Origin of the sequence: Eubacterium ramulus, assembly GCF_003122485.1 — a bacterium.
GTDB classification, from domain to species: Bacteria; Bacillota; Clostridia; order Lachnospirales; family Lachnospiraceae; genus Eubacterium_I; species Eubacterium_I ramulus_A.
Genome location: NZ_JRFU01000194.1, coordinates 1 through 12,965, shown reverse-complemented (window position 1 = coordinate 12,965; position 12,965 = coordinate 1). Strand labels below are relative to the sequence as shown.

Here is a 12,965-nt window from a genome sequence, read left to right as displayed (position 1 = left end):
TTGCTTTTCGCAATTGAAGCAGGGGACTTACTTGATTCGGTTAAATTTTTAAGCCATCCCTAAACAAGAATCCCTAAGCAAGAAGTTCCTGCAAAATCGCATTCACCATAGCCGGATTTGCTTTTCCTTTCATCGCCTTCATGGTCTGTCCAACAAGAAATCCCATAGCCTTCTTTTTACCATTATGGTAATCTTCCACCGACTGCGGATTCTCCGCAATGACTTTTTCAATGGTCTCTCTCAGAGCCCCCTCGTCATTGACCACTTTCAAACCTTTTTCTTCGACATATTTCTCCGGATCAACGTCTGATTTAAACATCTCCTCGAATACTTCTTTTGCCACGGAACCATTGATAGTACCCGCATCTACCAGCTCGATCAATGCAGCCAGATGCTCCGGTGCAAAACAGATTTCCTCTGCTTCCATGCTGTTCTCTTTTAACAGACGCATGGTCTCACCCATGAGCCAGTTGGATACTTTTTTCGGCTTGCCACAGATTTTTGTAGTCTCCTCAAAAAGATCTGCCATATGCTTTGTTCCGGTGATGATCTCTGCATCGTAATCCGGAATATCGTACTCTCTGTGGTAACGCTCCAGCTTCTGCGGACGCAGTTCCGGCTGACGGCTTCGGATCTCGTTAATCCACTCCTCGGAAATGACGATTGGTGCCAGATCCGGTTCCGGGAAGTAACGGTAATCCTGCGCATCCTCTTTGGAACGCATTGCATGAGAAGATTCCTTATTGTCATCCCAACGACGGGTTTCCTGCACAACTTTTCTTCCCATTTCAAGAAGCTCGATCTGACGCTCACGCTCACCCTCGATAGCATGTGCGATCGCCTTGAAGGAGTTCAGGTTTTTCATCTCGGTACGGGTTCCAAATTTCGGTGAACCGACCTCACGCACAGACAGGTTGACATCGGCACGCATGGAACCTTCGTTTAATTTACAGTCGGATGCCCCCAGATACTGAATGGTCTGGCGCAGTGTCTCCAGATAAGCGATCACCTCATCTGCGGAACGCATATCTGGCTCAGATACGATCTCAATCAGCGGCACACCGGAACGGTTGTAATCCACGATGGATACGTCCTCCCACTCGTCGTGCACCAGTTTACCAGCATCTTCCTCCATATGGATCTCATGGATGCGCACCTGTTTTTTGCCCGCCGGTGTATCAATCTCCACATAACCATTTCGGCAGATCGGCAGATATAACTGTGAGATCTGGTAGTTCTGTGGGTTATCCGGGTAAAAATAGTTTTTCCGGTCAAATTTACTGTATCGGGTAATGCTGCAGTTTGTAGCCAGACCAACTGCCATGGCATATTCTACCACCTGTTTATTCAACACCGGAAGGGAACCCGGCATACCGGTACAAACCGGGCAGGTGTGTGTGTTTGGTTTTCCTCCGAACTCTGTGGAACAGGAACAGAAGATTTTTGTTTTGGTTGCAAGCTCTACATGCACTTCCAGTCCGATGACTGTTTCATAATTCTTACTCATTATCTTCTCCTCCTTCCTACGCCAGACTCAGCGGGCTGTGCTGATATGGACGTGTCTGCTCAAAACTGTATGCTGCCTGAATAATTTTTTTCTCTTGGAAACAGTCTCCTATCAACTGTAAACCGATCGGCAGTCCCTGACTGTCCGTGCCACACGGAAGGGAAATGCCCGGAAGTCCCGCAAGGTTGACGGAAATTGTGTAAATATCGCCAAGATACATGCTGATCGGATCCTGCAGGCTCTCGCCAAGCTTTGGTGCCGTGGTCGGTGCTGCCGGTCCAAGGATCATGTCATATTTTGCAAATGCATCGTCAAAGGCTTTTTTGATTAACGCTTTAACACGCAGTGCTTTCAGATAATACGCGTCATAATATCCGGAACTTAAAACGAAAGAGCCAAGCATGATTCTTCGTTTTACCTCTGGACCAAATCCTTCGGAACGGGATTTTTTATACATGTTGTGAAGGCCTTCGTATTCTTTGGTACGATAACCGTATTTTACGCCATCAAAACGTGCCAGGTTAGAGCTTGCTTCTGCGCAGGCGATAACGTAATACGCCGGAATCGCATATTTTACAAGTCCAAGGTCAAATTCTTCTACAATGGCACCTTTTTCTTCCAGTACTTTTGCTGCTGCCAGTACTGCATCCTTTACTTCCGGATTTAAACCTTCCCCAAAATAATCTTTCGGGATACCGATACGCATGCCTTTGACATCGTCCACCAGTGCAGAAGTAAAATCGGTATCATCTCTTTTTACGGAAGTAGAATCCTTTTTATCATAGGAAGTGATTGCTTCCAGAATCGTTGCGCAATCGGTCACATCTTTTGCCACCGGTCCGATCTGATCCAGAGAAGAACCATAGGCGATCAGTCCATAACGGGAAACTGTTCCGTATGTCGGTTTGATACCGGTTACGCCGCAGAAAGAACTCGGCTGACGGATGGAACCGCCGGTGTCAGAACCAAGAGCAAAGGAACACTCCTCGGCTGCCACTGCTGCGCAGGAACCGCCGGAAGATCCTCCCGGAACATGCTCTGTATTCCATGGATTTTTTGTCTCGCCGTAAGCGGAAGTCTCTGTGGTACTTCCCATGGCAAACTCATCCATATTTGTTTTTCCGATAATGACCGCTCCGGCTTCCTCCAGTTTTTTCACTGCTTCTGCCGTATAGGTCGGTATAAAGTTATATAAAATTTTTGAGGAACAGGTGGTCAAAAGGCCTTCCGTACACATATTGTCCTTGATAGCTACCGGGACACCCGCCAGCGGGCCGGTCAGCTCTCCTGCATCGATTTTTGCCTGTACTTCCTTCGCACGGGCAAGGGCGCCTTCCTCATCTACGGTCACAAAACTGTGTACCTGTTCTTCTTTTGCGTGTACCGCATTCAGAGCTTCCCGAACGGCAGCTTCCACGGTCACTTCTTTTGCTTTTATCTTTTTTCCCAGCTCTACAGCTGTCAAACTCATCAAACTCATTTCCATGTCCTCCGTTCTTATTCGCCGATTGTCTTCGGTACTTTGAATCCGCCATCTTTCTGCTCCGGAGCATTCTTCAGTGTCGCTTCACTGCCGTCTCCGTTTGTCACAACATCCTCGCGGAATACATTTTCAATCGGAAATACATGGGACATTGGCTCAATGCCTGTGGTGTCAAGCTCGTTTAAGAGATCAATGTAATCCAACATATCTTCCATGTCTTTTTTTGCTGATTCTGCCTCTTCCGGACTCAACTCCAGTTTTGCCAGAATGCCGACATATTCCATGGTGTCATCGGAAATGACATTTTTCATGGTTCCGTCCTCTGCCATCACTTTTGTGACAGATGCACCACTGGTCTGCTCCTCTTCTTCCGGTTCTTCGTCCAGTGCTACATGGCTGATTTTTGCATAAACAGCGGAATCCACGATGCCCTGATTATTCTTTGCGGACTGACGCAGGGTTCCTTCGTAATCCATGCCGGCTTTTTTCATCACTTCACCGGAATTTGGATTTGCCACATCATGCTGTGCCCAGACACGTCCGGCTCCGACTTCTGCCATCAGAAAACGGATGACTGCCTCCACTGCCTCCGTGGTGTAGCCCTGATGCCACCAGGATTTTCCGATGCAGTAACCAATTTCTGCACTCTGTACATCTTCATCCAGCGATACCACGTTGATGCTTCCGATCGGCTGCTCGATGTCATTTACCTCGATGGCCCACTGATAAAAATCATTTTTGCTGTAATCTTCTTCCCACTGCTGCAGAATCTCTGTGGTCTCTTCCACACTTTTGTGTGGCTGCCAGGTCAGATATTTTGTCACTTCCGGGTCGCTCGCCCAGTTGTAATACATATTTTCTGCATCTTCTATCGTAAAACGCCGTAAAGTCAGGCGTTCTGTTGCTATTGTCTGTGTTCCTGTATGTCTCACGTTTTTTCTCCTCCTATGGCTCTAATCTGCTCAGGTCTCTCGGGAACAGGGTTGCTTCCCGGACGTTATCTTCTCCGATCAGCTGCATGGTCAGACGCTCCATACCGATACCAAGTCCACCATGTGGCGGCATACCGTATTTGAACGCGGACAGGTAATGCTCCATGCCCTCTGTCTCCATGCCACGCTGGGCGATCTTTTCCATTAATTTATCATACTGATGAATACGCTGTCCACCGGTTGTAATCTCCAGACCTTTGTAAAGCAGGTCAAAACTTAAGGTGTAGGTCGAATCTGCCGGATCATCCATCGCATAAAACGGACGTTTCTTGGACGGATAATGTGTGACAAATACAAAATCACTGCCGAATTCTTCTTTTGCATACTGACCGATCAGATGCTCCTCCTCCGGCTCCAGATCGTATGGATTACGGAACTGTCTGTCATATTTTTCAGCCACGCGCTGTTTTGCCTCATCGAAACGGATCGCCGGAATCTGGCTTACATCCGGAAGCTCGATCTGCAAAATATCTAACTCTTTCGCATAGTCTTTTTTCAGCAGTTCCATGGTATACTGCAAAAATCCGGTCTCCATCGCCATGATATCTTCGAATCCGTCAATGTAACCCATCTCAAAATCCAGACTGTTATATTCGTTCAAATGGCGTTTTGTGTTATGTTTTTCCGCACGAAAAACCGGTGCTGTCTCAAAGACTCTGTCAAACACGCCCACCATCATCTGTTTGTAAAACTGTGGACTCTGCTGTAAGATCGCAGGTCTGTGGAAATACTCCAGCTTAAACAGGTTGGCTCCGCCCTCGGCACTTTTTGCGCCAAGCTTTGGTGTGTGGATCTCTGTAAATTCCTGACTATAGAGGAAATCACGGAAGCCTCTTACGATGCCTTCCTGAATCCGGAAGGTGGCACGCTCTCTGATATTTCTCAGAGCTACGGCGCGGTGATTTAATTTGGCTTCCAGGGAAGTATTCATCTTCCATTTCGCAATTGGAAGCGGCAGGCTTTCTGTCGGTTCGGAAAGGATTTTGACCTCTTTCATGCGGATCTCGAATCCTCCCGGCGCGCGATCTTCCTTATTTAATACACCGCTCACCTCGATAGCTGCACCTTCTTTGAGTTCCTTCAGGTCAATGGCAGTCACGCCTTCTTCATATACGCACTGCAGCAGGCCTTCTCTTTTTCTAAGGACTACAAAGGCGACTTCGCCCATGTCACGCACCGTATGAACGGCTCCGTTGACGCTGATCGTCTGCCCATACAGGTCAGACGCCAGGATTTCGCTGATTTCCATGGTCTCTTTTGGCATTACACCGGTCATCATTTTCATTGTTTCGTACACTCCTTTTGCATAAAATGTTGTAAGGTGCGGGACGGAACAAACTCCCAAAAAAGCAAAAATCGCCCTAAGGATACGTCTTTGTATCCCAGGACGAAATAATGTTCTTTTATATTATTCCGCGGTACCACCCGCATTGAGAAAAACAATACTACAAAACACTCATGATCTGTGTCTTTCCCCACTCAGGCACGTAACGTGTGCGATCCGTACAGACCTACTGAATTTCTCGTTCAATCTGTCTGCTCCAGAGTGTTCCCTTCATCTCCTCCGCCAAACAGCGTTCTCAGTCGGTGACGCCGTATTCCTGTCGGTTTCTGAAGACAAGAGTCTCCTTCTACGCATTTGCTCATGATTTTGTATCTTAGCACAACATTTTTCGGTTTGCAAGCCTTAATCATACAATAATGGTATCTTTTTCTGTAAATTTCATGTGAAAAGCATTATCTTTTTCCATAAATACAACCCAAATTTTATTTTTCATTCCATTCATTATCTGACATCTTAAGAAATTATTTACTTTTTCTTCCAAAAGTTTCCTTATTATATAATTTATAATACCCAAAAAATAAGATAAAAATCTGTTTACTGCTTATTTAGTAACTCATAAAGCACGTTCCAATACAAATAGGAACGTTCCTTAAAATAAATAGCATAAACAGACAATTCTGCTGTATTATTCTACAAAAGAAAATGACTATATGAATTTTTTTTGTTCATATCGTGCATTTTATACTTTTTTAATTGACTTTTTGTAAAATTGGGACTAATATCTGTACGGTTATGTAAAATTCTTTTAACTTAATAGTAAAGTTTATATCTTTCGTAGTACGTTTTGAGAGAAGGAGTTTATATGAAATCATTTAGAAAAGAAAGAAAAGAAAAACCGATCATCATCGGTAACAACAACACCAAAAGACGACATGGATTTTTCAGTTTTCTGAAAAGTTTCAATTTTCCGGATCTGTCTGACAGTCCAAAAGTAAAATTTATGAACAAATTTTCTTTACTGTTCCACGGACTGCTGGCATGCATCCTGGTTTTTGCGATTGAATGGGTATCCAGACATTCCTTTACCTCAGCAGTAAGCTTCTGCATCAGCTCCCCGCTGACATTCCTTTACAATGCGCTACTGATTTTTGCAACGCTGCTGATCGTGTACCTGTTCAAACATCGTGCACTGGTCCGTATCGTGATATCTGTATTCTGGATGCTGCTCGGTGTCATCAACGGCTGCGTACTTGCATCCCGTGTCACACCGTTTAACTTTGCAGACCTGAAACTGATCGGAGACCTGCTCTCCATGAAAAACAGCAAATATCTGTCCGCCGGACAGGAAATCGCAGTTATCGCTCTGCTGATCGCACTTGCAGCGTTCCTGATCGTTTTTGCATTCAAGGGACCGAAATTCAAAGAAAGAGTTCACCTGTTCCGTAACCTTGGTTTACTGGTGCTCTGTGTAGCAACGATTCCTTTTATCACAAAAGCTGCTATCCATTCCGATATTCTTTCCGGATACTTCGGAAATCTGGCTCAGGGATATAAGGACTACGGTTTTGTATACAGTTTCTCCGCCAGCGTGGTAGACACTGGTATGAGTAAACCGGCTAACTATAATGAAGAGACCATCGACACGATCAATGACAATGTAAAAACTGCTCAGACAACGGTCAATTCTTCCGATATGCCAAATATCATTTTCGTACAGCTTGAGACATTCATTGATCCGTACGAATTAAACTTTTTAAGTTACTCTGAAGACCCGATCCCGAATTTTCATAAATTAATGCAGAACTACACTTCCGGATATCTTACCGTTCCGGTTGTCGGTGCAGGAACTGCAAACACAGAGTTCGAGGTTCTGACAGGAATGGGCATTCGTTTCTTCGGTCTGGGTGAATATCCATACAAAACGGTTTTAAAAGATACTTCCTGTGAAAGTGCTGCTGACGTCCTTGGTGATCTCGGATACGCAACACACGCACTTCACAACAACGGTGGTAACTTCTACGGACGTGCAACCGTTTTCTCCCAGATGGGATTTGATACCTTCACCAGCAAAGAGCTGATGAACATTACAGAATATAACGAAATTGCTTCCTGGCCGACAGATAACATTCTGATCGACGAGACAACAAAGACTCTGGATTCTACTCCTAACCAGTCCGATTTCCTGTACACCATTACCGTACAGAGCCACGGAAGCTACCCGGATTACAAAGTATTTGAAAATCCGGAAATTCAGGTAACCGGCGGTGATACCGAAGCTGAGCATTATCAGTGGGAGTACTACATCAACGAACTTCACGAAGTTGACAAATTTATTGAAAACCTGATCGATACTTTATCCAAACGTGATGAGAAAACAATCGTTGTTATGTACGGCGATCACCTTCCAACTCTTGGTCTGGAAGATTCCGATATGAATACCGGAAACCTGTATGACACTACATACGTGACATGGAACAACTTTGGTCTGGAAAAACAGGATAAAGACGTGGCAGCTTACCAGTTGATGTCTTATATCACAGATCAGCTTGGTATTCACGAAGGAACCATGTTCCGTTATCATCAGTCTGAGATGAATGCAGGCGTATCTACTGACGATGCTTCTTACCTCACAAACTGGAAATTACTGCAGTATGATCTGCTTTACGGAGACCGCTACTCCTACCATGGTGTAGATAAATATCCGGCATCTGACCTTGTAATGGGTGTTCAGGACGTTGTGATCGATCACACTTCCATGAATACGGATGAGACAAAATTGACACTGTTTGGTAAAAACTTCACTCCTTGGAGTAAGGTTTATATCGATGGTGAAAAAGTCTCTACGGAATATATTTCCGGAAACTGTCTGGAGATTTCCATGGCAGACTTAAAAGCCGGCTCACAGATCGTTGTAAATCAGGTTGGATCAAGCAATACGATCTTCCGCAGTTCCAATACGATCACATTTAATGCACCGGCTGATTTCAATGAGCATGATGCAGATAATGTGGAAGTTCCGGATACTTCCGGAGATGATCTTGGTGTGCCGGTAGTCATTCCGCCAGATGAGCAGACCACAGATGATGGGGCTGCGACAACTACGACTGCCGCTCAGTAGGAAAAAATTGTTTTGTGAATTAAATTTACGATATTGAATAAGAGAGAAGAAAACTTCCCTTTGCAGCTGACAATCGCTTGCCAAGGGAAGTTTTTCTTCTCCCTTTATTTACAACGTACACTCGGAAACTTTCAAAGCCGAGTCATTCTGGCTATTTTTTACAATACAAAATATTGTAGTATAAAATTAGTAATTGGCAAAACGTATATGGCGCCAGACAGGCAATCTTTCCTCGGCATGCGATTATCAGCTGCAGAGGTAAGATTGATGTCTGGCGCCTTCACTACCTAAAATTCAAACCTTATCATTATCCGAACCAACTACACTCCAGAAGTATCAAATTCCGGTATAAAACTTTCTTCCGCTGTCTCCCCCTCCTGAATAAATCCATTTTCCACACCGCTTTCAATTGCATAATCCACGACTTCGTCGTATTCTCGCAATGTAATCTTTCTTCCAAGTTCCGGATACTGTACTTCAATTCCGGACATCGGCGTATACTGGTTCATAATACTGATATAAATCTGATTTCCATATGTCTCATATAGATAACGAATCACATTTTTAGATTCTTCTACATACCCCGGAAGCACCAGATGCCGAACTACCACGCCCTGCAACATCCGTTCCAGTTCACCGTCTCCATAATCCACGTCTGTGAGCAGCTCATCCGTAACCCTCCCGAAATTTTCCCCGGATACAATTTCAAACTGAGCACTTCCCACCTGCCGCACCATCTCCTGCAACGCCAGTTTTGCTACCTGCGGATAATCTGCCGCATGGGAATAAGCATCAGCAAGCTCCGCACTCAGGTATTTAAAATCCGGCAGATAAATATCCACCAGGCCTTCAAACATCCGCAACGTTTCTACCTTTTCATATCCGGAAGTATTGTACACGATTGGAAGTTTTAATCCCTGTCCTTTTGCCAACTCCAGCGCCCGGACTACCTGCGGCGCAAAATGCCCCGCCGTCACCAGATTAATATTCCATGCTTTCTGATCCTGAAGTTCTAAAAATATCTCTGCCAGCCGCTCCGTGGCGATTGTTTTTCCCAATCTTCCTGCTGCAATGGAATGATTCTGGCAAAATACGCAGCCTAAGGGACAGCCTGAAAAAAACACGGCTCCGGAACCTGCATCGCCGGATATGCAGGGTTCCTCCCACATATGCAATGCAGCCCGTGCCGCGCGTATCTGATCGGTCTGTCCACAGTAACCTGTTTTCCCCTGTGTCCGATCCACATGACAGTTTCTCGGACACAGACAGCAATCAGTAAATTTATTCATATTCAACTTCTCCAAATTTGGACTCTATTTCTTTGTCTTCCTCATCCAGATGCTCTGCCGGAAGATGATGTTCGATAATCTCCAGGAAACGCCCGATCTCCTGCCATGCATGTTTGGATTCCGGAATCATCAGCATTGCCATCTGGAAAATATGAAACATTCCCTCATACACACTGAGACGCACTTTGCAGCCGGCACGTTTCGCCTTTTCTGCCACAAGTTCGGAATCACTCAGCAGCATTTCATAACTTCCCACCTGGATCAACATCGGCGGAAATCCACTGAAATTACCATACAGAGGAGAAATATACGGATTGGTCGGATCTTCATCCTGAATATAGTCCCTGCTGTAAATCAGACTGTCTCTGGTATTTCCAAACAATGGATCCCGCTCATAATTAAAATCATAAGACGCTCCGGACTGCGTCATATCCGTCCAAGGAGACATACAGATAAGTCCCGCCGGAAGCTTCCGGTTCTGATTCTTCAGATACATACAAAGTGCCAACGCCAGTCCACCACCGGCAGAATCTCCTGCGACTACAATCTCATGCTCCTGCCAGCCCTGCTGCAGCAGCCAGTTATAACCGGTGATGGCATCCTCCAGAGCCGCCGGGTACGGATGCTCTGGTGCCACACGGTAATCCACTGTCAAGACGCTCATGCCCCGGCCAAGTTCACTGTAAAGTCCCGCAAAACTGCGGTACGCATTGCGCATTCCCCCGATATATCCGCCTCCGTGCAGCTGAAGCAGCACCAGGCGCTCATTTTTGATATCACACTCCAATAATTCCAGACGGCAGTTTTTCTCTTCAATCACGCGCAGATTGTAAAATTCCGGCACTCTCCACTCGGGTTCTGTCATCTTTTTGCGCAGTTCGCCGCTTTTTAACTTTCTTCCGATCAGGTTGTCGGATGCGACCCTTGCGATCAATTCACGCATTACTTTTCCGCGAATACTGTTGTCGGTCTGTAACATTCACTTCTCTCCTATATTAATCCTATTTTTGCTCTCTTATTCAAGAATGCCTCGGTATTCTTGCTGCAAGGTGCGCGTCATGCAATTGCTTGACATCCTTCAACTGCGCACCTCTGCAATCCTGCCGGAGGCTATATCAGATGTGGGATTGGCTCCCATCTGATATACTATACATGGAAACGACGGTACAGCTCATCCATTGCCCGACGGCCTCCAATGATCACACTGCCGGCAAATACAAAGATCGCCACACACAATGCGATCAGACACATAATACTATCACTGGAAATTCCAAAATGATGCAAAATATATGGAATGATGCAGAGCACGATGAGCAACAGCTGCATCGGAATATAACTCTGCCAATTTCTGCTATTTACGATCATCAGAACAATTACCGTCGCATCGATCAGAACAAAAGCCGCCGGCAACACATAGTTTACCGACCATCCGGAAAATCCCGTCAAAAAATCAATCAGTACGACGACAGCAACACCTAACAGCGTCTGCATTAGTATCTTAAACTGATATCCATTGTGCTTTTGAATGGAAAATTTCAATGTAATATACGCATACACCATGCAGGCTCCGGTCATGATAGACCAGCCGATCCGGTCTCCCACATGAAAATCAATGATCACCAGGATTGCTTCTGCAATAATTGCTGCCAGCGTATAGATGCTCATTGCCAGCTGAATTTTCTTTATTTCCTTGTCCGGACGAAACGGATACGTCGGTTTGAACTCCTCTTCCTCCGCATCATCCCGTTCTGTAATACATTTGCAAAGTGGACATACGTTGGTCGGATCGATAAATTCCACTCCGCAGTTCCAACATTTATTCATAATACACACCATTACTTTCTATTGTTACCGGAATATCATTTGCCACCAGATAACGGTAAAATGCTTTCTGCAGCTTCGTATCCTTCATCACGGATGAGATCGTGGATGTCAGCGTGCCCTTATAAGAACACAGACACATCTTCAGGTTCTGTCCTTTGGAACGCGACAGGATGACACTGAAATGATCCACGTAATCCTCATATTCCGGTGCCACCTGAATGTTGCCCAGATTTGTGATGGTCGCGGTATTCGCACTTGCCGCCATGTTGTAAATGTATTTCATACCAAGTTTTTTGAATACCAGCGGAATCGTTCGAAGGATCATCGTCTTCTCTCCGGTTACATTATAAGAAAAGATCTCTTCCAGATGTTCTTTTGTGATCTGTTCCCGCAGCGATTCTTTCACTTCTCCGATCACATCCTCAAAAGGCTGATTTTCAGTCTTCGGATGAAAGGTTGCCGTAACCATAACAAAAAAGTTCTTCGTCGTTACGGAATTAAAATACGGCCGCAGGTTGACCGGTACACTGGTAGTGATTGGCCGTTTGGACGGCATGCCCTTTAAATATTCCTGATAGATTGCCCAGATAAACACTGCTACCAGAAATTCGTTGATGGTGGCATCGTATTTTTTTGCCGCGCGTTTTACCGCATCCACCGGCATATGGCCATGAATGATACCCATTTTTCCTTCCGGGAACATACTGCCCTTTAATATATAGGCTTTTTCTGATTTATATGATTTTTCAAAACGGCTCTTTCTGTAATTCTGTAAAAAGCTGTCTTCTGTATTCAATGAAGTATCCTTGTGCAGCCGGTTTCCGTACTTCTCACCAAGCTCCGGATGAGACAGGCGCAGATATTGATACGTCAGCTCCTTCAGGAAATTTAATGCACCATTGCCGTCCGTCAGGGAATGAAATACTTCCAGATTGATGCGGCATCCGTAATAGGTCACACGAAACTGATAACTCCGGTTGCGGTGTTCATCAATGTAACGACACGGATACGTATGCTCCTCATGCACCGTCGGCGATTTTTTCCCATTTTCCTCAAAATAATACCAGAACATGCCCTGACGCAGTCTGCAGTTAAACACCGAAAATTTGGGCAATACCATATCCAATGCCTGCTGCAACAAATCCTGCTGAATTTCTTCTTTTAAAATAATTGCCACGCGGTAGACATTCGTCATACCCTCTCCGGCGATAACTGGAAACAGATGCGCCGTATTGTCAAGTTTTCCCCACTTGATCTCACGATCCTTGGTTTCCTTATGAGCAGACCGGGCTTCTTTCCGTTCCTGCTTCTCCTGCACTTTCTGCTGTTTTTTCTCAGCTTTCAGCTTCTTTTTTTCTTCTTTACTCATAGATTTCATTACATCCCTGTTTTTTTACTTTCTCTCATAACAAAACTTGTCAGTTCAAGTCGAACGCACGTGAGACTTGGTGCGTGATTCTGGTCAGC

Annotated in this window: 9 protein-coding genes; 1 reads left to right on the top strand and 8 read right to left on the bottom strand. The window is 45.2% G+C overall.

The annotated features are described in order from the left end of the window. Positions 1–73: 73 nt before the first annotated feature. From gatB to aspS, 4 genes are read right to left on the bottom strand one after another with little or no spacing between them, the layout of a single operon-like run. Positions 74–1,507, bottom strand: coding sequence for an Asp-tRNA(Asn)/Glu-tRNA(Gln) amidotransferase subunit GatB (gene gatB / locus LG34_RS15055; protein ID WP_109216792.1), 1,434 nt, complete (start codon positions 1,505–1,507; stop codon positions 74–76). 16 nt (positions 1,508–1,523) lie between these two features. After that, entirely contained in the window at positions 1,524–2,987 is a 1,464-nt protein-coding gene (gene gatA / locus LG34_RS15050) for an Asp-tRNA(Asn)/Glu-tRNA(Gln) amidotransferase subunit GatA (RefSeq protein ID WP_109216791.1), read from the bottom strand. A gap of 17 nt (positions 2,988–3,004) precedes the next feature. After that, a complete protein-coding gene (gatC, locus tag LG34_RS17525) occupies positions 3,005–3,922 on the bottom strand; it encodes an Asp-tRNA(Asn)/Glu-tRNA(Gln) amidotransferase subunit GatC (protein WP_109216790.1) in 918 nt (305 codons plus the stop codon). A 13-nt stretch (positions 3,923–3,935) separates the two neighbouring features. Further along, complete coding sequence (gene aspS, locus LG34_RS15040; protein WP_109216789.1) at positions 3,936–5,267, bottom strand: aspartate--tRNA(Asn) ligase; 1,332 nt, start codon at positions 5,265–5,267, stop codon at positions 3,936–3,938. An 862-nt stretch (positions 5,268–6,129) separates the two neighbouring features. Between aspS and LG34_RS15035 the strand changes: the two genes are divergently transcribed. After that, positions 6,130–8,385: an LTA synthase family protein gene (locus LG34_RS15035; RefSeq protein ID WP_109216788.1), complete on the top strand. Its 2,256-nt coding sequence runs from the start codon at positions 6,130–6,132 to the stop codon at positions 8,383–8,385. A gap of 320 nt (positions 8,386–8,705) precedes the next feature. Here LG34_RS15035 and LG34_RS15030 read toward each other — a convergent pair whose 3' ends face one another. From LG34_RS15030 to LG34_RS15015, 4 genes are all read right to left on the bottom strand, one after another. Further along, on the bottom strand, positions 8,706–9,674 hold the full coding sequence (locus LG34_RS15030) for a radical SAM protein (RefSeq protein ID WP_109216787.1): 969 nt from the start codon (positions 9,672–9,674) through the stop codon (positions 8,706–8,708). Continuing rightward, on the bottom strand, positions 9,667–10,653 hold the full coding sequence (locus tag LG34_RS15025) for an alpha/beta hydrolase (protein ID WP_109216786.1): 987 nt from the start codon (positions 10,651–10,653) through the stop codon (positions 9,667–9,669). The genes LG34_RS15030 and LG34_RS15025 overlap by 8 nt, the downstream gene beginning before the upstream one ends. Before the next feature lie 167 nt (positions 10,654–10,820). Continuing rightward, a complete protein-coding gene (locus LG34_RS16565; RefSeq protein WP_146190242.1) occupies positions 10,821–11,498 on the bottom strand; it encodes a DUF6320 domain-containing protein in 678 nt (225 codons plus the stop codon). Further along, positions 11,491–12,867 (bottom strand): hypothetical protein, encoded by a 1,377-nt coding sequence (locus tag LG34_RS15015; RefSeq protein ID WP_109216793.1) that lies wholly within the window; start codon positions 12,865–12,867, stop codon positions 11,491–11,493. The genes LG34_RS16565 and LG34_RS15015 overlap by 8 nt, the downstream gene beginning before the upstream one ends. Positions 12,868–12,965: the final 98 nt, after the last annotated feature.